The sequence below is a fragment of the Anaerophilus nitritigenes genome (assembly GCF_004138215.1).
Taxonomy (GTDB): domain Bacteria; phylum Bacillota; class Clostridia; order Peptostreptococcales; family Thermotaleaceae; genus Anaerophilus; species Anaerophilus nitritogenes.
The window spans coordinates 1-25,830 of sequence record NZ_RYYS01000069.1; the positions used below are offsets into that span (position 1 = coordinate 1).

The 25,830-nt window shown below is 29.0% G+C and carries 27 protein-coding genes; 18 read left to right on the forward strand and 9 right to left on the reverse strand.

Going from position 1 to position 25,830, the window contains the following annotated elements; genetic code table 11:
* Positions 1-96 precede the first annotated feature (96 nt).
* The 9 genes from noc to rpmH form a co-directional block, all read right to left on the reverse strand.
* Positions 97-897: a nucleoid occlusion protein gene (gene noc / locus EK368_RS10635; protein WP_129599554.1), complete on the reverse strand. Its 801-nt coding sequence runs from the start codon at positions 895-897 to the stop codon at positions 97-99.
* Between the two features lie 122 nt (positions 898-1,019).
* Positions 1,020-1,739 carry a 16S rRNA (guanine(527)-N(7))-methyltransferase RsmG gene (rsmG, locus tag EK368_RS10640; protein WP_129599556.1) on the reverse strand — a complete coding sequence of 240 codons (720 nt, stop codon included), beginning with the start codon at positions 1,737-1,739 and terminating at the stop codon, positions 1,020-1,022.
* Positions 1,732-3,624, reverse strand: coding sequence for a tRNA uridine-5-carboxymethylaminomethyl(34) synthesis enzyme MnmG (gene mnmG, locus EK368_RS10645; protein ID WP_129599559.1), 1,893 nt, complete (start codon positions 3,622-3,624; stop codon positions 1,732-1,734). The genes rsmG and mnmG overlap by 8 nt, the downstream gene beginning before the upstream one ends.
* Positions 3,625-3,636: 12 nt before the next feature.
* A complete protein-coding gene (gene mnmE / locus EK368_RS10650) occupies positions 3,637-5,016 on the reverse strand; it encodes a tRNA uridine-5-carboxymethylaminomethyl(34) synthesis GTPase MnmE (protein WP_129599560.1) in 1,380 nt (459 codons plus the stop codon).
* 200 nt (positions 5,017-5,216) lie between these two features.
* Positions 5,217-5,834: an RNA-binding cell elongation regulator Jag/EloR gene (gene jag / locus EK368_RS10655; protein ID WP_129599562.1), complete on the reverse strand. Its 618-nt coding sequence runs from the start codon at positions 5,832-5,834 to the stop codon at positions 5,217-5,219.
* A 1-nt stretch (position 5,835) separates the two neighbouring features.
* Complete coding sequence (locus EK368_RS10660; RefSeq protein WP_243109405.1) at positions 5,836-6,498, reverse strand: YidC/Oxa1 family membrane protein insertase; 663 nt, start codon at positions 6,496-6,498, stop codon at positions 5,836-5,838.
* Positions 6,499-6,524: 26 nt separating this feature from the next.
* Positions 6,525-6,734, reverse strand: a complete 210-nt coding sequence (yidD, locus tag EK368_RS10665; RefSeq protein ID WP_129599563.1) for a membrane protein insertion efficiency factor YidD — start codon at positions 6,732-6,734, stop codon at positions 6,525-6,527.
* 6 nt (positions 6,735-6,740) lie between these two features.
* Positions 6,741-7,076 (reverse strand): ribonuclease P protein component, encoded by a 336-nt coding sequence (gene rnpA / locus EK368_RS10670; protein WP_129599564.1) that lies wholly within the window; start codon positions 7,074-7,076, stop codon positions 6,741-6,743.
* Between the two features lie 152 nt (positions 7,077-7,228).
* Positions 7,229-7,363 (reverse strand): 50S ribosomal protein L34, encoded by a 135-nt coding sequence (gene rpmH / locus EK368_RS10675; RefSeq protein WP_129599567.1) that lies wholly within the window; start codon positions 7,361-7,363, stop codon positions 7,229-7,231.
* Between the two features lie 581 nt (positions 7,364-7,944).
* Between rpmH and dnaA the strand changes: the two genes are divergently transcribed.
* The 18 genes from dnaA to eutA all read left to right on the forward strand — a co-directional run bounded on the left by dnaA (position 7,945) and on the right by eutA (position 25,828).
* On the forward strand, positions 7,945-9,285 hold the full coding sequence (gene dnaA, locus EK368_RS10680) for a chromosomal replication initiator protein DnaA (protein ID WP_129599568.1): 1,341 nt from the start codon (positions 7,945-7,947) through the stop codon (positions 9,283-9,285).
* 233 nt (positions 9,286-9,518) lie between these two features.
* The gene (dnaN, locus tag EK368_RS10685) at positions 9,519-10,622 is read left to right on the forward strand and encodes a DNA polymerase III subunit beta (protein ID WP_129599570.1); all 1,104 of its coding nucleotides are present in this window, start codon (positions 9,519-9,521) and stop codon (positions 10,620-10,622) included.
* Positions 10,623-10,694: 72 nt separating this feature from the next.
* Positions 10,695-10,904, forward strand: a complete 210-nt coding sequence (locus EK368_RS10690; RefSeq protein WP_129599572.1) for an RNA-binding S4 domain-containing protein — start codon at positions 10,695-10,697, stop codon at positions 10,902-10,904.
* Positions 10,905-10,925: 21 nt separating this feature from the next.
* Positions 10,926-12,035: a DNA replication/repair protein RecF gene (gene recF, locus EK368_RS10695; protein ID WP_129599574.1), complete on the forward strand. Its 1,110-nt coding sequence runs from the start codon at positions 10,926-10,928 to the stop codon at positions 12,033-12,035.
* 85 nt (positions 12,036-12,120) lie between these two features.
* Positions 12,121-12,441, forward strand: a complete 321-nt coding sequence (gene remB / locus EK368_RS10700) for an extracellular matrix regulator RemB (protein ID WP_129599576.1) — start codon at positions 12,121-12,123, stop codon at positions 12,439-12,441.
* A gap of 89 nt (positions 12,442-12,530) precedes the next feature.
* Positions 12,531-14,441 (forward strand): DNA topoisomerase (ATP-hydrolyzing) subunit B, encoded by a 1,911-nt coding sequence (gyrB, locus tag EK368_RS10705; protein ID WP_129599578.1) that lies wholly within the window; start codon positions 12,531-12,533, stop codon positions 14,439-14,441.
* A gap of 15 nt (positions 14,442-14,456) precedes the next feature.
* Complete coding sequence (gene gyrA / locus EK368_RS10710; protein WP_129599580.1) at positions 14,457-16,892, forward strand: DNA gyrase subunit A; 2,436 nt, start codon at positions 14,457-14,459, stop codon at positions 16,890-16,892.
* A 120-nt stretch (positions 16,893-17,012) separates the two neighbouring features.
* Complete coding sequence (locus tag EK368_RS10715; protein ID WP_129599581.1) at positions 17,013-17,333, forward strand: STAS domain-containing protein; 321 nt, start codon at positions 17,013-17,015, stop codon at positions 17,331-17,333.
* A gap of 6 nt (positions 17,334-17,339) precedes the next feature.
* Complete coding sequence (locus tag EK368_RS10720; protein ID WP_243109406.1) at positions 17,340-17,792, forward strand: ATP-binding protein; 453 nt, start codon at positions 17,340-17,342, stop codon at positions 17,790-17,792.
* Positions 17,792-18,580, forward strand: a complete 789-nt coding sequence (locus EK368_RS10725; protein WP_129599583.1) for a SigB/SigF/SigG family RNA polymerase sigma factor — start codon at positions 17,792-17,794, stop codon at positions 18,578-18,580. Before EK368_RS10720 ends, EK368_RS10725 begins: the two co-directional genes overlap by 1 nt.
* 26 nt (positions 18,581-18,606) lie before the next feature.
* Positions 18,607-19,017 (forward strand): bacteriohemerythrin, encoded by a 411-nt coding sequence (locus EK368_RS10730; protein ID WP_129599585.1) that lies wholly within the window; start codon positions 18,607-18,609, stop codon positions 19,015-19,017.
* 156 nt (positions 19,018-19,173) lie between these two features.
* The gene (locus tag EK368_RS10735; RefSeq protein WP_129599587.1) at positions 19,174-20,145 is read left to right on the forward strand and encodes a polyprenyl synthetase family protein; all 972 of its coding nucleotides are present in this window, start codon (positions 19,174-19,176) and stop codon (positions 20,143-20,145) included.
* Positions 20,146-20,245: 100 nt separating this feature from the next.
* Positions 20,246-21,298, forward strand: coding sequence for a polysaccharide deacetylase family protein (locus EK368_RS10740; RefSeq protein WP_129599589.1), 1,053 nt, complete (start codon positions 20,246-20,248; stop codon positions 21,296-21,298).
* A gap of 188 nt (positions 21,299-21,486) precedes the next feature.
* The gene (gene eutS / locus EK368_RS10745) at positions 21,487-21,837 is read left to right on the forward strand and encodes an ethanolamine utilization microcompartment protein EutS (protein WP_129599591.1); all 351 of its coding nucleotides are present in this window, start codon (positions 21,487-21,489) and stop codon (positions 21,835-21,837) included.
* A gap of 10 nt (positions 21,838-21,847) precedes the next feature.
* The gene (locus EK368_RS10750; protein WP_129599593.1) at positions 21,848-22,276 is read left to right on the forward strand and encodes a EutP/PduV family microcompartment system protein; all 429 of its coding nucleotides are present in this window, start codon (positions 21,848-21,850) and stop codon (positions 22,274-22,276) included.
* 19 nt (positions 22,277-22,295) lie between these two features.
* Complete coding sequence (locus tag EK368_RS10755; RefSeq protein ID WP_129599595.1) at positions 22,296-22,871, forward strand: ANTAR domain-containing response regulator; 576 nt, start codon at positions 22,296-22,298, stop codon at positions 22,869-22,871.
* Positions 22,872-22,883: 12 nt separating this feature from the next.
* Positions 22,884-24,299, forward strand: a complete 1,416-nt coding sequence (locus EK368_RS10760) for a sensor histidine kinase (RefSeq protein WP_129599597.1) — start codon at positions 22,884-22,886, stop codon at positions 24,297-24,299.
* 98 nt (positions 24,300-24,397) lie between these two features.
* The gene (gene eutA, locus EK368_RS10765; protein ID WP_129599599.1) at positions 24,398-25,828 is read left to right on the forward strand and encodes an ethanolamine ammonia-lyase reactivating factor EutA; all 1,431 of its coding nucleotides are present in this window, start codon (positions 24,398-24,400) and stop codon (positions 25,826-25,828) included.
* The last annotated feature ends 2 nt before the right edge of the window (positions 25,829-25,830 follow it).

Below are 25,830 nucleotides of genomic sequence, written 5' to 3' on the forward strand. Positions count from 1 at the left end.
TCTCTAATAAAGTAATGGAGCAGGATTATGAACAATCCCACCCCAACTATTGACATAGAGCCACAAAAAGCTGCAGGATTAATGCCTGCAGCTTTTTTACTGATTTTTAGGAATTTTTACAACTACTTCTACATATTCGCCTTTATCTAATTGTTTATATTCTGCATTTAGCCCAGTTTCTTTAATCGCATTGTATGCATTTTTTAAAGTATTCAAATAGATTCTAAAATTAAAAGCACTTTTCATTCTCTGTTTTGAATTTTCTTCTATAGGCCTTGTCATTTCTTCTAATATTTCTGTGATTCTTTTTTCTGTCTTTTTTACATTTAAATCTTTTTCTATAATCTCTTTCATCATCATAAGTTGTAGCTTTTCATCATGAAGTTTAAGCAATGCTCTTCCATGTCTTTCTGTTAATCCATTTTCAATAAGCAATTCTTGTATTCTATCTGGAAGTTTTAATATTCTTAATTTATTGGCAATGGTAGATTGATTTTTTCCTACATTCTTTGCAATTTCTTGTTGAGTCAAATCATGATCTTCCATTAAATGAAGATATCCTAATGCTTCCTCTATAAAATTTAAATCTTCTCTTTGTAGATTTTCAATTAATGCCAAAACAGCAGAATCTTGGTCGCTCATTTCTGATACAATCGCTGGGATCATGTTAAGATTAGCAAGCTTTGCAGCTCTTAATCTTCTTTCTCCTGCTACAAGTTCATAACTGTCCTCACCTATTTTTCTAACACTAATAGGCTGTAGTACTCCATATGTTTTTATAGATTCACTCAATTCTTCGAGATTGCTTTTTTTAAATACTTTTCTAGGTTGATAAGGATTTGGTAATATGCAATCGACAGGAATTTGCAGAACCGCTGTGTTTTGATCTTTTATCATCACTGATCTTCCCCTTATACAAAACTATTCTAAATTATATTTATTCGTCAAAAATATGATACTTCCTTCCATTTTTTAAATTTTTTTCATACTTTTATTCAACAAAATACTTGACAATTTCATTATATTAGTGGTTTTTTAGTTGGAGTTCCTGCTTTTCTTGGGTATTTTGTTGGAGTTTCTTTAATCTTTTGTATCACAACAATATTATGATGAAGATCAGAGAAAGGAAGAGATATATCTTTTCTTTCTATAAATTTTCCTCCTAATATTTGAATGGATTTTTTTGCATTTTCCATTTCTTCATCAATATTAGGTCCCTTTTGACAAATAAAATATCCTCCAACCCTTACAAATGGCAAACAATATTCACATAAAATATTTAGTTGTGCTACAGCTCTTGCCACAGCCACATCATATTTTTCTCTAAAATTTTTATTTTGTCCATAATCCTCTGCTCTTCCATGTTCAAAGGATACATTTTTAAGATCTGTCTTAAGACATACTTCTTGTAAAAACTTAATTCTTTTATTTAAAGAATCTAACAAAGTTAATTTTATATCCGTATCATAAATATAAATTGGAATACCAGGAAATCCAGCTCCAGTTCCTACATCTATTATTGTATCACCTTTTTTTATATAAGGAAGACTCATGCAAGATAAAGAATCTAAAAAGTGCTTAATCATTACTTCCTGATCCTCTGTAATAGCAGTTAAATTCACATTTTTATTCCATTCTATCAAGAGATCTTTATAAGTTAAAAATTTATTAATTTGCTCTTCATTCAAAGAAATTCCTAGCTTTTTTGATCCTTCTCTTAAGATCTCTTCATTATTCATTTTTTTCACCTCTTCTTCTTTGTTGTTCTAAATAAATTAAAAGAACAGAAATATCTGCTGGAGATACTCCAGATATACGAGAGGCTTGTCCTACTGAAAGAGGTTTGATCTCATCTAACTTTTGTCTTGCCTCAATTCTTAGTCCTTCTATTTTGCTATAATCTATATCTGTACTTAATTTTTTCATTTCAAGCTTTTTAAATTGTTCTATTTGCTTTAATTGTTTATCAATATATCCTTCATACTTAATTTGTATTTCACATTGTTCTATTACTTCTATAGGAAGATTTTCTCGATTATTATCTGCTTCTTCTAAAGCCTTATAAGTAATCTGAGGACGTTTTAATAAGTCGTATAAAGAAATACTATTTTTTAAAGGTGCTTCATTCATTTTTTCTAATAAATCTTTAACTTGAGATGGCTTTATAATCATTTCTTTTAATCTTTTCATTTCTTCTTCTATTTTTTCTTTTTTATCTACAAATTTACAATACCTATCCTTTGTCACAAGTCCTATTTCATAACCTTTTTGTGTAAGTCTTAAATCTGCATTATCTTGTCTCAGTACAAGCCTATACTCAGAACGTGAAGTCATCATTCTATAGGGTTCATTTGTTCCTTTTGTTACTAAATCATCAATTAAAACACCTATATACGCCTCAGAACGATCTAATATAAAAGGATCTTTTCTATTCATTTTAAGGGATGCATTAATTCCTGCCATAAGACCTTGTGCTGCAGCTTCTTCATACCCTGAGCTTCCATTAAACTGCCCTGCTGAAAATAATCCTTCAATATCCTTACACTCTAATGTTAAATTTAATTGCAAAGGATCTATACAATCATATTCAATTGCATAAGCAGGTCTCATGATTTTTACATTTTCAAGACCTGCAATACTTCTATAAAATTTTACTTGTACGTCTTCTGGAAGACTTGTAGACATTCCTTGTACATACATTTCATTTGTATGTAACCCTTCTGGTTCAATAAACAATTGGTGTCTTTTTTTATCTGCAAATCTAACTACCTTATCTTCTATAGAAGGGCAATATCTAGGTCCTGTGCCTTCAATATCTCCTCCATACATAGCAGATCTATGAATATTTTCTTTAATAATTTCATGAGTATTTTCATTTGTATATGTAAGCCAACAAGGAACTTGCTCTTTTTCTAAAGAATCATTCATAAAAGAAAAAGGAACAATTCTCTCGTCTCCAGGTTGCTCTTCCATCTTTGAAAAATCTAATGTTTTTTGATCTACTCTTGCAGGTGTTCCTGTTTTAAATCTTCTCATATGAAGACCAATATTTTTTAAACTTTGAGTAAGCTTTTTAGAAGGAGCAAGTCCATTAGGTCCACTTTCATAATTGATTCCTCCTATAAATATTTTTCCTCCTAGATAAGTCCCTGTAGCTAAAATAACAGTCTTTGAATAATATACAGAACCAGTACTAAGTACTACACCCTTTACCTTTTGATCTTCTACAAGAATTTCAATAACTTCTCCTTGCTTTAAATCTAAATTAAGTTCATTTTCTAATACCTTTTTCATTTCCATATGATAAAGATTTTTATCTGCTTGAGCTCTTAGAGAGTGAACAGCAGGTCCTTTTGCAGTATTAAGCATTCTACTTTGTATAAATGCTTTATCAATATTAAGACCCATCTCTCCCCCTAAAGCATCGATTTCTCTTACTAGGTGTCCTTTTCCTGTCCCTCCTATAGAAGGATTACACGGAAGCATTGCTATAGAATCTAAATTGATAGACAATAACAAAGTACTATGTCCCATTCTAGCTGTAGCCAAAGCAGCCTCACATCCTGCATGTCCTGCTCCAATAACGATTGTATCAAAATTTCCTGATTCAAATTTTTCAAACATATATTTTTCCTCCTACTTTCCTAAACAAAAATTAGAAAATATTGTATCTAGTACATCTTCTCCTACTGTATCCCCTGTAATCTCTCCTAAATATTCCCATGTATTTTTAATGTCTACCTCTATAAAATCTAGTGCAAGTCCATCATCAATAGCTTTAATACCTTCTTTTATGCTACTTATTGCTCTCTCTAAAGCATTTTGATGTCTGACATTTGTAACAAAAGAAACTTCTCCTTGTTTCACTTCTCCTCCATAAACCATATTCACAATTGTATTTTCTAATTCTTCCATTCCTTCTCGTGATAAAACTGATAATTTGATTATTTTTTTGTTTGGAAGTATTTTTTGTATATCATCTTTCGTAAAAACTTCAGGAAGATCTATTTTATTAAGTATTACAATAGCTTGTCTATTAATCAGAAGTTTCATAATTCTTTGATCTTCATCTGTTAAAGGCTCTGAAGCATTTAAAACAAATATGATTAAATCTGCTTTATTAAAAAACTGTTTACTTCTTTCTACTCCTATTTTTTCTACTATATCTTCTGTTTCACGAATTCCAGCTGTATCTATAATTTTAAGAGGAATTCCTTTTATACTTACATATTCTTCAATTACATCTCTTGTAGTTCCTGGCACATCTGTTACAATAGCCCTTGATTCTTTTAAAAGAGCATTCATAAGAGATGATTTTCCTACATTAGGTTTTCCTATGATTGCAGTACTTAAGCCCTCTTTTAGAATTCTTCCTGTTTGAGCACTTTCTAAAAGCTCATGAATACCCTTATAAATATGCTTCGCTTTTTCCTTTAATTCATGATAAGTAATTTCTTCTATATCTTCATCTGGAAAATCAATATTTACTGTAATATGAGCCATCATCTCTAAAATATCATTTCTAATTTTTTTGACTTCTTTCGATAAAGATCCTTCTAATTGACCTAGTGCCACATCAAAACTTTTATCTGTTTTTGCACTAATAAGATCCATCACCGCCTCAGCTTGTGATAAGTCAATTCTTCCATTTAAAAAAGCTCTCTTTGTAAATTCTCCAGGTTCTGCCACTCTTGCTCCATATCTTAATACGATTTCTAATATTTTTTTTACTGGAACAATTCCTCCATGACAATCTATTTCTGCTATATCTTCAGCAGTATATGTAAAAGGTGCCTTCATATAAGTAACTAAAACCTCATCGATCACATGTTTTGTACTTGGATCTATAATTTTTCCATGAGTTAATCTTCTAGAGGAATAATCTTTTATAGATTTTCCTTTTGTAGGAATAAATATTTGATCTAATATTTTTATAGAATCTTCTCCACTTAATCTTACAATACCAATACCAGCTTCTCCTGGTGCAGTAGCAATAGCTGCAATTGTATCACTCATTTTTTTCACCTCTTTATTTAAATCCCTATATATTTTATATCAAAACTTCTCATCTTGCTATGATAAGTACTCTTTATATAAAAAATTTTTTCACTTCTATAGTAGTATGCCTCATAAATACAATGAAATTACACAACAATGAATTTATACTCTTTATAAGATAACAATAAAACCCAGTAATACCTACTGGGTTTTTAAGCTTATTTTGCTACAATAACAACTTTTCTATAAGGTTCTTCCCCTTCACTTTTTGTATATACATAAGGATGGTTTTGAAGAGTAGCATGAATAATTCTTCGTTCATATGGATTCATAGGCTCAAGAATAATATCTTTTCTTTTTATTCTTGCTTGACTAGCAAGCTTATTTGCAAGTCGTATTAAGGTTTGTTCCCTTTTTTGTCTATATCCTTCTGTATCTAGCACTACTCTTATGTAATCGTCCCTGTCTTTATTGACTACTAAGCTTACTAAGTATTGAAGGGAGTCTAGAGTTTGTCCTCTTCTCCCAATTAAGATTCCCATATCAGCTCCTATAATCTCTACTTCTAATTGATCCCCTTTTTGTTGTGTTTTACATTGTACCTCTATATTCATATCTTTAAATATATTTTTTAAAAATTCTATTGCTTTATCTCCTGGAGAATCTATAACAGTTACTCTTACTTTTGCTGGCTTTGTCCCGAAAAATCCTAAAATGCCTCTGCTGGGTTCTTCTATTACTTCAATTTCTACTTGATCACGTACAACTTTTAATTCATCTAGGGCATTTTTCACAGCTTCTTCTACAGTTTTTCCTGTTTTATCTGTGAATTTCATGTTATTTTAATTCCTCCTTAGTTGTTGCAGCCTTTGGCATTAAAACTTGCTGAACTATTTGGAATACATTACTTACTACCCAATATAAGCTAAGTCCTGCTGGAAAACCTCTTCCCATCCATAAAATCATAATTGGAAATACCATATTCATAGTTTTCATAGTTTGATTTTGAGCTGCATTTCCTGTACTTGCAGTATTCATAGAAAAATAAGTCGTAACAGCTGCAAGTATTGGTAATATAATCGTATCTGGTTGACTTAAATCCGGTATCCATAAAAAGGCTTCCTGTGTAGCATGAATAAAACTAGGATCTAAAATATATTTTGTAGGATCTTTTAGTACTGAAAAAAGTCCAAATATAATAGGCATTTGAATTAATAAAGGTAAACATCCTCCAACAGGGTTTACTTTATATTCCTTATAAAGCTCCATAGTTTTAATGTTCAATTTTTCTTTGTCATTTTTATATTTTTCTTGTATTTCTTTTAGTTTTGGTTGAATTTCACTCATTTGCCTTGTGCTTTTTAGCTGCTTTATAGTAAGTGGTACTAAAATTAATTTGATAATCACTGTAAATAATATAATAGATATACCATAATTTCCAATTAACTGATAAAACCAATTTAAAAGCAAACTCATGGGTTTAGCTATAATAGCTATCAAATTTTTTACCCCCTGTCATTTATATTCTATTTTAAAGGGTCATATCCTCCTGGATGAAAGGGATGACATTTTAATATTCTTTTTATACTTAATAAAATTCCTTTTATTGCACCATATTTTGTAATAGCCTCTACTGCATATTGAGAACAGGTCGGATAAAATCTACAAGTTTTATTTTTAAAAGGTGAAATATACTTTTGATAAACCTTCAGCATTCCTATTAATAGTTTTTTCAAATGATTTCACTTCAATATCTTAGATTTTTTTAAAATATGAGATATAGATTTCTCTACCTCTTGGTAAGAGGCATCATTTATATTGACTCTTGCAATAAAAATTAGATCATATCCTTTTTCTATTTGCTGATCATATATACGAAAAGCTTCTTTCATCAGTCTTCTAGCTCTATTTCTTTTTACACTATTTCCAACTTTTTTACTAGCAATAAAACCTATTCGATTGTCTACTTGATTATTTTTCATATAAAATACTACTAATTGTCTATTGGCTACTGAATTTCCTTTTGCATATATTTTCTTAAAATCAGCATTTTTTCTTAATCTTAATGTATCTTTCATTCATTTTCCTTCCTTTTTTCTACAAAGTACCCATTAGAATAAGATCTTCCTGTGGAAGGTTTATAGTAAGTAGAATTTGTTATAATACATATGAAATTATGAAAAATTCACAATTTCATATGTATTATAGAAAAAGGCCACTTTATGCGGCCTTATGCAGTCAGTTTCTTTCTGCCTCTTAATCTACGTTTTTTTAATATATTTCTTCCAGCTTTAGTACTCATTCTTTTTCTGAATCCATGTTCTTTTTTTCTTTGTCTCTTTTTTGGCTGATATGTTCTTTTCATATACAAACACCTCCTTCAAAACTTGCATATATATTTCAATGAATATAATGTACTCTAAAATTGAGCATTTACTAAATTATTATAACTGGCTATTAAAAATATGTCAAGGAGGTTATCTTTTTTAGTTTTTTGTGGATAATTTAAACACAGAATATTTTTGTTGTGGATAATTTTTGTCATATCATTGAAATCACTTTTTTATTTTGATATGATTAAGAAAGATTGTTTATATGTGAAGAAATTATTAACTTTATTCACTTTTATGCACAGGGTGTGGATAAAAGTGTGCATAACTTTTATCATATCTATTGATTTTCTTTTTTTTTCGCATATTTTTTATGTGTATATTTTTTTTCCATTTTTTTTCGTTTTTGTGTATAACTTTATAAACTTTTATATTACAAAACATTTATCCACATACTTATTCATTTCCTAGTTTATAATTTTTATACTGTTCGTTTTTAATTTTTTTATGATTCATCCACATTTTTTGTGGATATTTTGTGGATATTGGTTTTTTTTATATTAAAAAATATTTTTTCTTTTATTTGTCAAAGCTCTTATTAAAGGAGGTTATTTTTATGAACAATTACCTATCAGAAATATGGGAAGAAGCCTTACACCTCATCAAAACAGAATTAACCGAAGTAAGTTTTAATACATGGCTAAAGCCCATAGAACCTTTAAACATAAATGGAAAAACCATCGTACTCGCTGTCGCAAATGATTTTTCAAAAGGGATTTTAGAAGCTCGATATGCAACTTTAATTATCAATGCAATTAAACAAATTACCAGTGAAGAATATTCTCTTGCATTTACAGTACCAGGAACTGAAGCATATTTAAAAGCTTCTCAATCTCAACCTACAAAACAAATCAATAAAGATAGCTTTGACACTTTAAACCTCAATCCAAAATATGTTTTTGATACTTTTGTCATAGGAAATAGCAATCGTTTTGCTCATGCAGCTTCTTTAGCAGTTGCAGAATCTCCAGCTAAAGCCTACAATCCACTATTTATATATGGAGGAGTAGGTCTTGGAAAAACCCATTTAATGCATGCTATTGGTCATTTTATATTGGGTCAAAATCCTAATGCGAAAGTTGTATATGTATCTTCTGAAAAATTTACAAATGAATTAATTAATTCTATTAGAGATGATAAAAATGTGGAATTTAGAAATAAATATCGTAATGTCGATGTCCTACTAGTAGATGATATTCAATTTATTGCTGGAAAAGAACGGACTCAAGAAGAATTTTTCCATACTTTTAACGCTCTTCATGAAGCAAATAAACAAATTATTATTTCTAGTGACCGGCCACCAAAAGAAATTCCTACCTTAGAAGATAGATTAAGGTCTAGATTTGAATGGGGACTTATTACAGATATTCAACCCCCTGATTTAGAAACTAGAATTGCAATTTTAAGAAAAAAAGCAGAAATTGAAAATATAGACGTTCCAAATGAAGTAATGCACCATATTGCAAAAAAAATTCAATCTAATATTCGAGAATTAGAAGGTGCTTTAATTAGAATCGTAGCTTATTCTTCTTTGACAAATAAAGAAGTAACTATTGAACTTGCTAGTGAAGCACTAAAAGATATTATTGCATCTAGTCAACCCAAACAAATTACAGTCAATTTAATCAAAGAAGTAGTATCTGAACATTTTGGAATTAAATTAGATGATTTTAATTCTAAAAGAAGAACAAGATCTATCTCTTATCCAAGACAAATTGCCATGTACTTGTGTAGAGAGCTTACAGATTTATCTTTACCTAAAATAGGAGATGAATTTGGAGGACGAGATCATACTACAGTAATTCATGCTCATGAAAAAATTTCAAAAGACATTGAATCTAAACCTGAATTTAAAACAAAAATAGATGCAATTATAAAAGATATACAAGGAAAATAATACACACTGCTCTGTGTTTATTTTCTTAATAATATGTTTATAACTTATACTTTTATAAAATTGATATGTATATGTGGATAAATAGGTCCTATCTATTCACATTTTATTATTGTCCACAAATAAGTAATTGGTTTAATCATAAGGCTTATCCACAAATTCACAGGCCCTACTACTATTACTACTAAAAATTTATATTTATTTGTTATGTATATTTCAAAGGAGGTTATCCACAGATGAAAGTAATCTGCAATCAAAAGCTATTATCTTCAAGTATTAATACTGTTCAAAAAGCTGTTTCATCAAAGACAACTATGCCTATATTAAAAGGACTTTTAATAGAAACATATAAAGATGGTTTGAAATTAGTAGGTACTGATTTAGAAATTGGTATTGAAAAATATATGCCTGCAGAAATTTTAGATGAAGGATCTATTGTTTTATCTGCAAGACTATTAGGAGAAATTATTAGAAAACTTCCTGATGAAGATGTTGAGATAGAGCTAGATCACAATAATCATGTTATTATAAGATGTGCAAACTCAGAATTTACATTGCTTGCACAACCATCTTTAGAATTTCCAGAATTACCACAAGTAGAAGAAGACAAAGTGTACAAACTTCCTCAAGATCTTTTTAAAAATATGATTAAACAAACTGTATTTGCTACAGCAATAGATGAGACAAGACCTATTCTTACAGGTGTATTGATGGAAATTCAAGATGAAAAAATCAACATGGTTGCTTTAGACGGATATAGACTAGCTTTAAGACAAGGACATATCAAAAATATAGATAATAATAAAGTTGTAATTCCTGCAAAAACATTAAATGAAATCAATAGGATTTTGATGGAAGAAGAAAATACAGACATAGATATTTTCTTTACAGAAAACCACGTACTTTTCCACATGAATGAAATAAGAGTGACTTCAAGATTATTAGATGGAGAATTTATAAATTACAAACAAATTATTCCAAATGAATGCAAATCTAGAGCAAAAGTAAACACAAAAAATTTACTAAATAGTATAGAAAGAGCATCTCTGTTGGCAAAAGAAGGAAAAAATAATCTAGTAAAGTTGTCTGTAAAAGATGAATGTATGACGATTACTTCTAATGCAGAGATTGGAACAGTTTATGAATCTGTATCCATTCAACTAGAAGGAGAAGATATAGATATTGGATTTAATTCAAAATATTTTTTAGATGCTTTGAAAATAATAGACAGTGAAGAAGTTTATTTAGAGTTTACAACAAGTGTAAGTCCATGTATAGTAAAACCAGCAGATCATGAAAACTACACATATTTAATTTTACCAGTAAGATTAGTAGGATAGATGAAAGGAGTTCTCTAAAAAAATAAGGAGAACTCCTTAATTGCCTACTCTATATGAAAAGGAGTGATTGGTATGCATGAGTTAAAAATTGATGGAGAATATATTCAACTAGATAAAGCTTTAAAACTTGCAGATATAGCACAAACAGGAGGACATGCAAAATTTTTGATTCAAGAAGGGCTTGTGATTGTAAATGGAGATGTGGAACATAGAAGAGGAAAAAAGTTAAGGGATGGAGATATAATATCTTTTGAAAATATGAAAATCATTATTAGAAGTTAGAAATGTCAAGGGGTGCATGAGGTGTATTTGAATAATTTAAAAATAATTCAGTTTAGGAATTATCATCAACTGCATATTGATTTTCATCCTAAACTCAATATATTTGTAGGAGATAATGCACAAGGAAAAACAAATATATTAGAAGCTATTTATTTAAGCAGTACAGGAAAATCCTTTAGAACAAATAAAGATAGAGAATTAATTAAATTCGATAAAGAAAAAGCCTATATCAAAGTAGATGGAAAGAAAAAATATACAGATATTACTGTAGAAGTCAAATTAGAAGCAAATAAGAAAAAACAAATAAAAGTAAATGGGATGATTCTTAGTAGAAATACAGATATTTTAGATAATATTTATACAGTTATTTTTTCTCCAGAAGATTTAAAATTAGTAAAAGAAGGGCCATCTGAAAGAAGAAAATTTATAGATATGGAGATATCTCAAATTAAGCCTAGATATTTTCATAATTTAAATCAATATTATAAAGTATTGATACAAAGAAATAATCTTTTAAAAAAAATACATAATAAGAAATATATGGATACGCTTGAGATCTGGAATGATAAGCTCGTGGAATTAGGAAGCTATTTAATACATGAAAGATCTAAGTTTGTTCAAAAAATGATGCCTCTTAGTCGTTTAATTCATAGAAAAATTACTGAAAATAAAGAGAATCTTGAAATTAAGTATATAGAAAGTATTCCAATGAAAAATACATTAGAAGAAACTATAAAAAATTTTAAAGAACAATTAAAAAAATCATTAGAAGAAGATATACAAAAGGGAACTACTACTATGGGTCCTCATAGAGATGATCTAGGAGTTTTCATCAATGGTATGGATATTAGAAATTTTGGATCACAAGGACAGCAAAGAACTTCAGCTTTATCTTTAAAATTGGCAGAAATTGAATTGATCAAAGGAGAAACTTCTGAATATCCTATTTTACTTTTAGATGATGTTATGTCAGAATTAGATATAAATCGACAAAAATTTTTAATACAAACTTTAAAAGATGTTCAAATATTTATTACGACTACAGAGATCAGTTATTTGAATGAACGAGATGAAAATAAAGGATATATATTTTCTGTAAAAAATGCAAAAATTCAACGTGAAGAAATATAATTTTTTGTGTATTATAAAATATGCTTTTATATGTTGATATAAAAGGTTATAATATAGTTTGGAGTAATTTTAAGGAGGCGTTTTCATGTTTCTTCATTTAGGGAAGGATATTGTAGTCCCTATTCAAAATATCATATCCATTATTGATGCAGATTCCATCCAAAAATCAAAATATAGTAAAGAATTTTTCAAAACTGCTGAAGAAGAAGGTTTTGTTAGAAAAATATCTGATGAAAAAATAAAATCATATGTGATTACGGAAGAAGTACAAATAAAAAGAAAAGGAATGGAAAAAATAGTAAAAACTATTATATATTATTCACCGATCTCATCCATCACCCTTCAAAAAAGATCTAATTTTATAGATGAAATTCCTAGTTCTTACAATAGTTATCAAACTAGATAAATAAAAGATTAAAAAGATAACGAAAAATAAGGGATAAAAAATCCATAGCTTTTTGTGTGGTATAGATTTACAAAGTAGGGGGTAGAAAAATGACAGAACAAATCAAACAAGAATATGGCGCGGATCAGATACAAGTCCTTGAAGGGTTAGAACCTGTTCGAAAAAGACCAGGTATGTATATTGGGACGACAGGACCTAAAGGACTTCATCATCTTGTTTATGAAATTGTAGATAATAGTATAGATGAGGCTTTAGCTGGATATTGTAGTGTGATAGAAGTTGTAATAGGTAAAGAAAACTCTATACGAGTTAAAGATAATGGAAGAGGAATGCCAGTAGATATCCATCCTAAAATGGGAAAACCTGCGGTAGAAGTTATACATACAGTTCTTCATGCAGGAGGAAAATTTGGAGGTGGAGGATATAAAGTATCTGGTGGACTTCATGGTGTAGGAGCATCTGTTGTAAACGCCTTATCGGAATGGATGGAAGTAGAAGTAAGAAGAGATGGAAAAATTTATTATCAAAGATATGAAAGAGGAAAAACTATGACAGAGCTAAAGGTTATAGGTGAATCTGACTATACAGGCTCTGAAACTAGATTTTTGCCAGATAAAGAAATATTTGAGGAAACAAGCTTTAAATTTGAAACATTAGAGCATAGATTAAGAGAAATGGCTTTTTTAAATAAAGGAATTAAAATTAAATTAGTAGACGAAAGAGAAGAAAGTAAAAAAGAATTAGTATTTCACTATGAAGGTGGAATTAAAGAATTTGTAAAGCATTTAAATAAAAATAAAGATGTCATTCATCAAAGTATTATTTATTTTGATGGAAAAAAAGAAACTTCAGAAGTAGAAGTAGCTATGCAATATACAGATAAATATGTAGAAAATATTTATGCTTTTGCAAATAATATTAATACTCATGAAGGTGGAACTCATCTTATTGGGTTTAAGTCTGCTCTTACTCGTGTAGTGAATGATTATGCAAGAAAAAATAATATATTAAAAGAAAAAGAAGAAAACTTAATCGGAGAAGACATTAGAGAAGGTCTTACTTGTGTGCTTTCTGTAAAATTAACAGAGCCTCAATTTGAAGGACAAACAAAGACAAAGCTTGGGAATAGTGAGATGAGAGGAATTGTAGAAGCTGCATCTACAGAAGCTTTACAAGGATTTTTTGAAGAAAATCCACAAGAAGCAAAGGTGATTGTAGAAAAATCTATAAAGTCTGCTCGTGCTAGAGAAGCTGCAAGAAAAGCAAGAGAACTTACAAGAAGAAAAGGTGCATTAGATGGATTATCTCTTCCTGGTAAGCTTGCAGATTGTTCAGAAAAAGATCCAGCTCTTAGTGAAGTTTTTTTAGTTGAAGGAGATTCAGCTGGAGGTTCTGCAAAACAAGGACGTGATCGAAACACCCAAGCAATTCTTCCATTAAGAGGAAAAATATTAAATGTAGAAAAAGCAAGATTAGATAAAATATTAAATTCTAATGAGATTAGAGCCATGATTACAGCTTTTGGATGTGGAATAGGAGAGGATTTTGATGTTTCTAAATTAAGATATCACAAAATCGTTATTATGACAGATGCGGATGTAGATGGTGCTCATATTAGAACACTACTTCTTACATTTTTTTATAGATATATGAAACCTCTTATTGAAGGTGGATATGTATATATTGCTCAGCCACCTCTTTATAAAGTGAAAAAAGGAAAAAAAGAATATTATCTTTACTCAGATCGAGAACTTGACAAATTATTATTAGAAATAGGAAGAAGTGTAGATATTCAAAGATATAAAGGATTAGGAGAAATGAATCCAGAACAGCTTTGGGATACAACTATGGATGCCCAAAAAAGGACATTAGTCCAAGTAACTATAGATGATGCAGTAGCTGCAGATGATGTTTTTACAACCCTTATGGGAGATAAAGTAAAGCCCCGAAGAGACTTTATTGAAGAAAATGCAAAACATGTAAGCAATTTAGATGTGTAGTGAGGGGGAAGTAAAATGACCGAGGAAAAAAGTAAAATTATTCAGATTGACATAGAAGAAGAAATGAAAAAATCCTATATTGACTATGCTATGAGTGTAATTGTAGGACGAGCACTACCTGATGTTAGAGATGGTCTAAAGCCTGTACATAGAAGAATTTTATATGCTATGAATGAACTAGGAATGACTCCTGAGAAACCTCATAGGAAATCTGCTCGTGTTGTAGGGGACGTTTTGGCAAAGTACCATCCACATGGAGATAGTGCAGTTTATGATGCGATGGTAAGAATGGCACAAGATTTTTCTATAAGATATTTATTAGTAGATGGACAAGGAAACTTTGGCTCTATTGATGGAGATGGCGCTGCTGCTATGCGTTATACTGAGGCGAAGATGACTAAAATTGCATTAGAAATGCTTAAAGATATTGGAAAAGAAACAGTGGATTTCACACCAAACTTTGATGGAGAATTAAAAGAACCTGCTGTACTACCTAGTAGATTTCCAAATCTTTTAGTCAATGGTTCTAATGGAATTGCTGTAGGAATGGCTACATCTATTCCTCCTCATAATTTAGGAGAAGTAATTGATGCAACAATTAAACTTATAGATGATAAAGATTCTAATATAGAGGATTTAATACAGATTGTACAAGGACCAGACTTTCCTACAGGTGGAATTATTATGGGGAAAGAATCTATCAAAGAAGCTTATCGAACAGGACAAGGAAAAGTAATTGTAAGAGGCCAAGCTGAAATTGAACAAACCAATAAAGGTAAAAATCAAATTATTATAACAGAAATTCCATATCAAGTAAATAAAGCAAGGCTTATTGAAAAAATAGCAGAGCTTGTTCGTGATAAAAAAATTGAGGGTATATCTGATTTAAGAGATGAAAGTGATAGAAAAGGTATGCGTATTGTTATTGAACTAAAAAGAGATGCTAATGCTAATGTAGTTTTAAATAAACTATATAAACATACACAACTTCAAGATACTTTTAGCATTATTATGATTGCTTTAGTAAATAATGAACCTAAAATTTTAAATTTGTATGATATGATTTATTATTACTTAGAACATCAAAAGGATGTTATTACAAGAAGAACAAAATATGATTTAAATAAAGCAGAAGACAGAGCTCACATATTAGAAGGTCTTAAAATTGCTCTAGATCATATAGATGAAGTTATTAAACTGATTAGAAGCTCTAAAAATGTATCAGAAGCAAAGACAGGTTTAATGACAAACTTTGATTTATCTGAAAAACAAGCACAAGCGATACTAGATATGAGACTTCAAAAGCTTACAGGACTAGAAAGAGAAAAAATAGAAGCAGAATATGAAGAATTGATTCGATTAATTAATTATTATAAAGAGATTCTTGCCAATGAACAACTTCTTTTAAATATCATCAAAGAAGAATTAATAGAAATCAAAGAAGCTTATAATGATAAAAGAAGAACAGCTATTACAACAGTTTTAGATGAAATAGATATGGAGGATTTAATTGATGAAGAAGAGGTAGCTATAACTCTTACTCATCTGGGTTATGTAAAAAGACTTCCAGCAGATACTTATAAAAGTCAAAGAAGAGGTGGAAAAGGTATAACAGGACTTACTACACGAGATGAAGACTTTGTAGAAACTTTGTTTAGTACTTCTACTCATCATTATCTTCTTTTCTTTACTAATAGAGGACGAGTATATAGATTAAAGGCTTATGAAATTCCAGAAGCAAAGAGACAAGCAAAAGGAACTGCAATTGTTAACTTACTTCAACTTCTTCCAGAGGAAAAAGTAACAGCAGTGATTCCTGTTAAGACATTTGAAGAAAATCAATTTTTATTAGCAGCTACTCAAAGAGGAATCATCAAAAAAATGGATCTTTCTCAATTTGATACATCTAGAAAAGCAGGTTTAATTGCTATCAATCTAAGAGAAGATGATGAGCTTATTAGTGTGAGATTAACAGATGGCAATAAAGAGATTATGATGATTAGTAGAGATGGAAAAGCCATACGTTTTAAAGAAAAAGATGTACGAGATATGGGAAGATCTGCAATGGGTGTAAAAGGAATGAGCCTTGATGAAGAAGATATAGTTGTAGCTATGGAATTAGTAGAAGAGGGTAGTGATTTGTTAGTAGTGAGTGAGTTTGGTTTTGGAAAGAGAAGTTCTCTTGAAAATTACCATAGCCAGGCTAGGGGCGGTAAAGGACTTATTACTTACAATAAAAAAGAAAAGACAGGTAAGTTAGTAGGAGCAAAAGTAGTAAAAGATGATGAAGAAATCATGATCATTAACAAAAGTGGAGTGATTATTCGACTACAAATCAACGAAATTCCAACTATGGGAAGAATTACTCAAGGTGTAACTCTTATGAGAGTAGATGAAGATGATTATATTGTTTCTATTGCAAAAGTCATTCCGGAAGTAGAAGAAGAGTAAGTGCGCAAAAGTATATGACTTTTGCGTATTTTTCTGTGTTTAATAAAAAAAATATAGGGTAAAAATATATTAAAAATGTGCGTTGAAATAAATATATGAGAATGAAAGAGGGGTTTTGTTATGTCTATTCATATTCAAACAAATTATAACAAAGATGAAAATATTTGGATTGTAGATATTAAGGGAGAAATTGATATTTATACAGCCAATAAAGTAAAAGAAGACCTCAATAAAATGCTAGATGAACAAATGGCAGATTTTAAAATAAATTGTTTAGAACTTACTTATATAGATAGTACCGGTTTAGGCGTGTTAATAGGAATTTTAAAAAGATTAAAAAAAGAAGAAAAGAATATAAATATTGTAAATCCTAAGCCTAATATTTCAAAACTTTTTCATATTACTGGATTAGATAAAATTTTTGTAATAGAAGGGGAATAAAAAAATATGAAGAATATAAAATGTATAGAGAAGGTGGAGGAAAAAATGGGGGATCATTTCTCAATATCAGTTCCAAGTAAACCCGAATATGTAAATGTAGTTCGTTTAACAGCATCTGCAATTGCTTGTAGAATGGGATTTAATATAGAACAAATTGAAGATATAAAAGTTGCCATTGCAGAAGCTTGTACAAATGCTATTAAGCACGGAATCAAGAATAGAGAAGAAAATTTTAAAATTCAATTTTTAGTAGATGAAGAGAAATTAGAAATTGATGTAGAGGATGAAGGTCACGGATTTTCTTGTAATGAAATAGAAGAACCAGATTTAGAAAATCCAAAAGAAGGAGGCTTAGGTATATTTATCATTAAGTCTTTAATGGATGATGTGCAAATAAATTCTAATATTGGAAAAGGAACAAGTATTAAAATGATAAAATACCTAGGGGATGATCTTTAATGAAAAATATTTCTCGTGCTGTGTTAAATATAGATTCCAATTCCCTAAAAGCTATGAATGAGAAAGAACTTTTTCAATTATATAGAAATCAAAAAGATAAAAATATAAGAAATGAATTGGTGAATCGATATTTATATATAGCTGAAATTTTATCAAAAAAATATATAAACAAAGGAATTGAATATGAAGATATTTATCAAATTGCATCTTTAGGACTTATATTTGCCATTGAGAGATTTGATATTACAAAAGGATTTGAATTTTCAAGTTTTGCAACACCTACCATTATAGGAGAAATTAAAAAATATTTCAGAGATAAAGGATGGACTATAAGAGTTCCTAGAAGAATACAAGAGCTTTCTAAAAAAGTAAATTTAGCTAAGAATATGCTTAGTCAAACGCTTCAAAGAACTCCTAAAGTAATAGATATTGCAGATTATTTAGGGTGTACAGAAGATCAAGTATTAGAGGCTATGGAAGCGAGCCAAGTGTACACACCTCAATCTTTAGATATAAGCTATGATACAGGTGGAGACGATAAAGATGTACAGCTTAAGGATTTAATTGGATCAGAGGATGAAGATTTTCGTATTATGGAAAATAAAGATTTTATAAAAAAAAGTATGCAAAATATGAATGAAGCAGAAATAAAAATTATAAAGTATAGATTTTTTGATAATCAAACACAAACAGCAACAGCAAAATTATTAGATGTATCTCAAATGACAGTATCTAGAATGGAAAAGAAAATTATCGAAAAATTTAGAAAAGAATTAAATAAAATATAAGAAGAGGAGTTAAAGGAGAGAAAAAAATGTTTGAGTGGAGAGATGAATACAGTTGCGAAGTAGGTGAAATTGATCATCAACATAGAACACTTCTACAGATTGGATCAAAATTATATTCAATATTAACACTAAAAGATAGTGAAGATCGATATGATGAAATTATGGAAGTGTTAAAAGAATTAAAAAATTATACTATATACCATTTTGATTATGAAGAAAAATTAATGGAACAATATGGTTATGAAGATATAAAAACTCATAAAAGGCAACATAAATCTTTTGTAAATAAAGTGATTCAGTTAGAAAATCAAGACATTGAAGAAAAACAAAAGAAAATTACTTTGGAAATGATTACTTTTATAGCAGATTGGATTGAAAATCATATTTTAGTTACAGATCAAAAATATAAAGAATTTTTTCATACAAAAGGAGTATAACAACCTTATGTATTTTTAAAGTTTTTTTGTATAAATATGTTTTACGTGAAACAGTCTTAAAAGAGTAACTATTATAGTTACTCTTTTTTATGTTTATAAAAAGAAATATTAGTAAATACTCTATAAATAATCATTTATAGAAAGTAGGTTTGTAAGTTGTTAAAAACTATAAATAAAATAAATATTAAAGAAATAGAAGGAATGAAATGGTTTGAAGAAGAATTGGATGAAGTTATCAAAAATAGTAGTAAAGATATATATAACATTTGTAAAAAAAATATATTATCTGGAGGGAAAAAAATTCGACCAGCTCTTTTATTATCTTCTTCACTATGCTTTGGTCCATTAGTAAAGGAAGCTGTAATGGCAGCTGTGTCATGTGAATGTATTCATATGGCATCACTAGTACATGATGATATTATTGATCTTTCAGATACAAGAAGAAATAAACCTACAATTCATATAGAACATGGAAATCATGTAGCTGTTTTAGTAGGAGATTTTTTATTTGCAAAAGCTTTTGAAGTTCTTACAAAGCATGGACTTCTTCAAAGCATGGAAATTTTAGTAGATGCAATTAGTAAAATGTGCGATGGAGAAATTGTACAAGAAAAAAACAAATTTAATATGTATCAAACAAAAAAAGATTATTATGAGCGAAGTTATAAAAAAACAGGAGTTTTATTAGCTGCATGTACTCAAATTGGAGCAATCATAGGAGGAGCTTCTAATACAGAGATCAAAGCTTTAAAGTCATATGGAGAAAATATAGGATATGCATATCAAATTATAGATGATATATTAGATTTTACAGGAGATGAAAAAATATTAGGAAAACCTATAGGAGCTGATTTAAAAGAAGGAAATATAACTCTTCCTATTATTAAACTTATAGAAGATCAAGAATATAAAGAATGGATAGAACAAATCATAAAAAAAGAGAAAAGCAAAGAGATGAATATAGAAATTATAAAGATTTTAAAAGAGAAAGATATTTTACAAAAAACATATGATGAAGCTATATATTTTATTGATCAAGCAAAAAAAAATTTAGAGTATATAAAAAATTCATCTTATAAATATTTTTTATTAGAAATTACAGATCAAATTATAAAAAGGAAAAAATAATAGATTATTTTATCTATTATTTTTTCCTTTTTTGTATTATCATAGTATAGTATGAAACAAAACAAGTCATCTATGATGAGTTAAATGAAAGGGGAAAATTATGAAAAAATATATAGTGAGTATGATGATTTTATTTATTACTATTATGTGTGTACCATATGAAGTAACAGGAGAAACAATCATTAATACTGTACAAATTAAATCATCTGATTATGATAAAGAAGATCTAGATGTGCCTTTATGGGTATTTGAAAAAGAAGGATTTTCAGTTGAGGTAAAGGAAAAAAATATTATACTTACGAATCCTTCATATACTGGAAAATTTGACATAGGAAGAAATCATGTAGAATCAAAGAATCAAAAGTTAATACTTTATATACCAATCAACAAAATCAATGATAGACTTTATGTAAAAAAGTCTATAGCAGATTCTATATTAGGAGAAAATTTATATGATGAGGAAGTTCCTGTACTTTTGTATCATCATTTATTAAAAGAATATGACAATAAAGATAAAGAAAATGTATGTGTGTTATCTGTAGATGAATTTCACAGACAAATGAAATTATTATATGATAAAAAATATTATACCGCTACATTAAAAGAGTTAGAGCTTTATATTAAAGGAGAAATATTACTTCCTCAAAATAGTATAGTAATTACTTTTGATGATGGATATAAAAGCAATACAGAATATGCTTATCCTATTTTTAAAAAATATAATTTCAAAGGAGTTATTTTTGCAATTACAGATTTAATAGAAGATGGAGATTTTCCTTTTTCTCCTTATAAAATGCAACATATAGATTTTAAAAGTATGAATAAATACAAAGATGTTTTTGAATTTGCTAGTCATACTCACAAAATGCATGCAGTAGATGAATATGACCAAAGCTATTTAGTATCTAAGACTAAAGAAGAAGTTATCAAAGATCTTAAAAAAAGTATGGAGCTTTTAGATACAAAAGCAATTGCTTATCCATATGGTCAATATAGTATAGAAACATTAAGAACACTAAAAGAAGTTGGATTTGAACTAGGGTTTACTATTTGGAGTGGAAAAGTCAAAAAAGGAGATCATCCATTTATTTTAAATAGAATTAGTATTTTTTCATACACTACATTAAAAGATTTTGAAAAGATGATTCAATAGTCTATAAAATGAAAAAATTTGCAGAAAAATGTTGTATATAAAATAAAAAAATGTTATAATTGACATATTAAAATATGTACTGCACAATGGGGTGTAGTAAAATGAGCGATGGAGCTTGCAAAGGAAAACGATACATTTCTTTGTCAAGCTCTTTTTTATATAAAGGTAACTCTTAGAAGGGTGATAGAATGGAAAATAATGAAAAACAAAGAGTAATACAAGAATATGTACCAGGAAAACAAGTTACTCTGGCACATTTAATCGCAAATCCTCAAGAAAATATATATAAAAAAATTGGTCTTTCTGGAGAATATCATGATGCAATAGGGATTCTTACCATTACTCCTAGTGAAGCTGCTATTATTGCAGCTGATGTAGCAACTAAGTCTGCTGGAGTAGAAATCGGTTTTGTAGATCGTTTTAGTGGATCTTTAGTCATTGTTGGAGATGTATCTAGTGTAGAAGCTGCTTTACAAGAAGTTTTAAATTTATTAGAGAATACATTGTTTTTTACACCTACACAAATAACTAAATCTTAGGAGCGTAAAAATGAAAAAAATTATGTTTGTAGGAAAAAGTGGGAGTGGAAAAACTACACTTATGCAAGTGTTGAATCATTATGATATTGAATATCAAAAAACTCAGACAATAGAATATGAAAATAATATTTTAGATACTCCAGGAGAATATATAGAGAATGTAAGGTTTTATAATGCTTTGATTACATCATCTTATGATTGTGATATAATTGGTTTCGTAAAGGATTGTACAGATATGGAGTGTATTTTTCCTCCTAAATTTTCATCTATTTTTACAAAACCTGTTATAGGTATTATTACAAAAATAGATAAAAATCATAACAATATTATTAATGCAAAAGAATGTCTTATCCAAGCTGGAATAGATGACATTTTTCAAGTCAGTGCTCTTCATGACAAAGGGATAGAAGCATTAAAAAAATTTTTAGGATGCATATAGACCTAAAGGAGGAGAATCAATGAAAAAAAGAATAGTAATAGCCGATGATGAGCCTATTACTAGAATGGATATTAGTGAAATATTAGAAGAAGCTGGATACGATGTAGTAGGACAAGCTTCTGATGGATTTGATGCTATTGAATTATGTAAGAAATTTAGGCCTCATTTGGTTTTAATGGATGTAAAAATGCCACTTTTAAATGGAATGAAAGCAGCAAAGGTCATCAAGGAAGAAGAACTTGCAGATTGTATAGCACTATTAACAGCATATAGTAGTAAAGAATTTATAGAAGAAGCAAAAGAAGTAGGGGTAATGGCGTATATTGTTAAGCCTATAGATGAAAGAAATTTACTTCCAGCTATAGAAGTGGCTTTGGCTAAAAGTGAAGAGATAAAAAAAATTAAAGGTGATATAAAAAAAACAAAAGAAAAATTAGAAGCAAGAAAGTTAATTGAGAAAGCAAAAGGAATACTAGTTAAAAACCATGGGATATCTGAAGATGAAGCTTATAATAAAATTAGAAAATTAAGTATGGATAAAAGGTATCCAATGCAGACGATTGCTCATGCAATTATTATGAATGATGGACTTTAAAAGGTAAAAAATATGTTAAGACATTTATGTAAACTTTATACAGAGCTTCAAGATGAAGATATTCAAAGGTTAAAAGATATAGAAAAAAAGCTTTTATTCATTGCAGATTTATTAAGAGCAGATGTGTTTATAGATTGCTTAACGAAAGATCCTGATAAAGCTGTAGTAGTAGCAGAGGCTAAACCTACTACTAGTGAGTCTATGTATGATCGATGGGTGGTTGGAGAGTTTGCTTGTAGAAAAGATGAACCAGCAGCTTTAAGAACTTTAAATATAGGAATTGCAACAAGAAATTTAAAAGCTGTTACCCAAGAAAATAAAACAGTCATTCAAAATACAGTTCCAATTAAAAATGATGATGGAAAAATTATTGGAGTGATTATTACAGAACAAAATGCAAGTAAAATGATTAAAACCCATGAACAAATGGAGATTTTATCAGAAACTACTGAACAATTAGCAGAAACTTTGGTTGCTTTTCAATATTATAATGAACATAATATTACACAGCATATTCATGAAGGAATTGTTACTTTTAATCAAAGAGGAATTGTTACTTATGTAAATCCAGGAGCAATAGAAATATATAAAAAAATAGGTTATCAAGATGATATTAGAGGAATGCATTTTAATAATTTAGTTTTAGATGGAACTGCTTTTCGAAAAATTATACAAGATAGATTTTGTGAAACATCTGAAGTAGATTTAGCAAATTTCTCTTTTCATATTCGATATGCGGTCACAACACAAAAGAATATAGTAGATGGTGTAAATATGCTAATAAAAGATATAACAGAAGAAAAGAAAAAAGAAAAAGAATTAATTTTAAAATCTGTGGCCATAAAAGAAATACATCATAGAGTGAAAAACAATCTTCAAACCATAGCAAGTTTATTGAGACTTCAATGTAGAAGGATTGACAATGATTTGGTTAAAAAAGCTTTTCATGAAAGTATTAATAGGATTTTAAGTATTGCACTCACTCATGAACTGTTGGCTCAAAATGGTGTAGATCATGTAGATATTAAGACAATTATATGTAAGTTAAAAGATACTACTATTAATTATGGTATGGATCCTGAAAAAGACATCAAAATAGAAGTAGAAGGAGATCATTTTCTTGTGAATTCAGATCAAGCTACATCTATTGCATTAGTAGTCAATGAATTGTTGCAAAATTCAGTAGAGCATGCTTTTAAGAATCGAAAAATAGGTACTATACAAATTAAAATGAAAAGAGGGACTATTTCCTCAACTATATCTGTAATAGATAATGGAGTAGGATATAATGTAGAAGATATTCGAGAAAATAGTCTAGGACAAAGTATAGTCAAACAAATTGTAAAAGATAAACTATCAGGAAATATTAATATAAAGTCGGATCAAAAGGGAACCAAAGTAGTATTTGATTTTAAAAATGAATCATAAACACAATGAAGTGTTTTAAAAAAGGCAAAGAGGCCAAAGAGATATTTAGTGTAATATCTTTTTGGTCTCTTTGTTTTTGAAAGAGAGGAGGTAATCCAATGAAAGAATATATACTCAGTGTAGGTATTGATATAGGTACATCTACAACACAATTAGTTTTTAGTAGGATTACAATTGAAAATATGGCATCTTCAGCTTCTGTTCCTAGAATTAAGATTGTGAATAAGGAAGTTGTGTATAGAAGTGATATTTACTTTACTCCATTATTATCAGAAAAAGAAATAGATGGCTTAGGAGTTAAAAAGATTATAGAAAAAGAGTATCAAAATGCAAACATAACAGCTAAGGAAGTAGATACAGGAGCCGTTATTATCACAGGAGAAACAGCAAGAAAAGAAAATGCAAAGGAAGTACTAAAAACATTAAGTGGTTTAGCAGGAGATTTTGTAGTAGCAACAGCAGGTCCAGATCTAGAAGGAATTATAGCCGGAAAGGGTGCGAATGCTGCAAAATTTTCAAAAGAAAAAGGTTCTGTAGTCATTAACTTGGATATAGGAGGAGGAACTACCAATATAGCTGTGTTTAAAAATGGTGAAGTTATTGACACATCATGCTTAGATATTGGAGGAAGGCTCATCAAATTAGATCCAAATACTTTAAATGTAAGATATGCTTCAGAAAAAATAAAAAAATTAAGTCAAACATTAGGAATTCATATAGTAGAGGGAGAAAAAATCAAAAAGGATGATCTAAAAAAAATCACAGATCAAATGGCACAAGTTATAGAGGAAGTCATAGGTGTGAAAGAAAAATCTTCAGCCTTAGACCTTATGATTACAGATCATGATTTAAGAAGGGATTATTCTATTGACTATGTTTCTTTTTCTGGAGGGGTAGCAGATTGTATTAAAAAAGATTACAAAGAGCTGTTTTCTTATGGAGATATAGGTATATTACTAGGAAAATCTATACTAGAATCTGAAGTTATGGATAAAAAAGATATATATGAATCTGCAGAAACCATAAGAGCTACAGTAGTAGGAGCAGGTACACATACGACAGATATCAGTGGTAGTACTATAACTTTTACAGAAAAAGTTTTACCACTTAAAAATATACCTATTTTAAAGCTTACTGAAGAAGAGGAAAGAATGCCTTTTGAGAAATTAAGTGACATTATTGCTCAAAAGTTGAAATGGTTTCATCTAGAAGATGAAAAACAGCAAGTGGCATTATCCTTTAAAGGGATGAAAAACAGTAGCTTTGAAGATATACAAAATATATCTAAAGGTATTATAAAAGGAATGGATAGCATTATCAAAATGAATGGACCTTTGATTGTAATTGTTGAAAATGATATGGCAAAGGTATTAGGACAAACATTAAAAAATCAACTACATTTTAAAAAAGATGTAGTTTGTATAGATTCAATAAAGGTTGAAAATGGAGATTATATTGACATTGGTAATTCTTTAGCTAATGGCAAAGTAGTTCCTGTAATTGTTAAAACTTTATTGTTTAGTTACTAAAG

Coding starts and splice junctions, on each gene's coding strand:
- noc (WP_129599554.1), bottom strand. CDS start 897: ATGATAAAAGATCAAAACACAGCGGTTCTGCAAATTCCTGTCGATTGC.
- rsmG (WP_129599556.1), bottom strand. CDS start 1,739: ATGAATAATGAAGAGATCTTAAGAGAAGGATCAAAAAAGCTAGGAATT.
- mnmG (WP_129599559.1), bottom strand. CDS start 3,624: ATGTTTGAAAAATTTGAATCAGGAAATTTTGATACAATCGTTATTGGA.
- mnmE (WP_129599560.1), bottom strand. CDS start 5,016: ATGAGTGATACAATTGCAGCTATTGCTACTGCACCAGGAGAAGCTGGT.
- jag (WP_129599562.1), bottom strand. CDS start 5,834: ATGAAATTCACAGATAAAACAGGAAAAACTGTAGAAGAAGCTGTGAAA.
- rnpA (WP_129599564.1), bottom strand. CDS start 7,076: ATGAAAGATACATTAAGATTAAGAAAAAATGCTGATTTTAAGAAAATA.
- rpmH (WP_129599567.1), bottom strand. CDS start 7,363: ATGAAAAGAACATATCAGCCAAAAAAGAGACAAAGAAAAAAAGAACAT.
- dnaA (WP_129599568.1), top strand. CDS start 7,945: ATGAACAATTACCTATCAGAAATATGGGAAGAAGCCTTACACCTCATC.
- dnaN (WP_129599570.1), top strand. CDS start 9,519: ATGAAAGTAATCTGCAATCAAAAGCTATTATCTTCAAGTATTAATACT.
- EK368_RS10690 (WP_129599572.1), top strand. CDS start 10,695: ATGCATGAGTTAAAAATTGATGGAGAATATATTCAACTAGATAAAGCT.
- remB (WP_129599576.1), top strand. CDS start 12,121: ATGTTTCTTCATTTAGGGAAGGATATTGTAGTCCCTATTCAAAATATC.
- gyrB (WP_129599578.1), top strand. CDS start 12,531: ATGACAGAACAAATCAAACAAGAATATGGCGCGGATCAGATACAAGTC.
- gyrA (WP_129599580.1), top strand. CDS start 14,457: ATGACCGAGGAAAAAAGTAAAATTATTCAGATTGACATAGAAGAAGAA.
- EK368_RS10715 (WP_129599581.1), top strand. CDS start 17,013: ATGTCTATTCATATTCAAACAAATTATAACAAAGATGAAAATATTTGG.
- EK368_RS10720 (WP_243109406.1), top strand. CDS start 17,340: ATGAAGAATATAAAATGTATAGAGAAGGTGGAGGAAAAAATGGGGGAT.
- EK368_RS10725 (WP_129599583.1), top strand. CDS start 17,792: ATGAAAAATATTTCTCGTGCTGTGTTAAATATAGATTCCAATTCCCTA.
- EK368_RS10730 (WP_129599585.1), top strand. CDS start 18,607: ATGTTTGAGTGGAGAGATGAATACAGTTGCGAAGTAGGTGAAATTGAT.
- EK368_RS10740 (WP_129599589.1), top strand. CDS start 20,246: ATGAAAAAATATATAGTGAGTATGATGATTTTATTTATTACTATTATG.
- eutS (WP_129599591.1), top strand. CDS start 21,487: ATGGAAAATAATGAAAAACAAAGAGTAATACAAGAATATGTACCAGGA.
- EK368_RS10750 (WP_129599593.1), top strand. CDS start 21,848: ATGAAAAAAATTATGTTTGTAGGAAAAAGTGGGAGTGGAAAAACTACA.
- EK368_RS10755 (WP_129599595.1), top strand. CDS start 22,296: ATGAAAAAAAGAATAGTAATAGCCGATGATGAGCCTATTACTAGAATG.
- EK368_RS10760 (WP_129599597.1), top strand. CDS start 22,884: ATGTTAAGACATTTATGTAAACTTTATACAGAGCTTCAAGATGAAGAT.
- eutA (WP_129599599.1), top strand. CDS start 24,398: ATGAAAGAATATATACTCAGTGTAGGTATTGATATAGGTACATCTACA.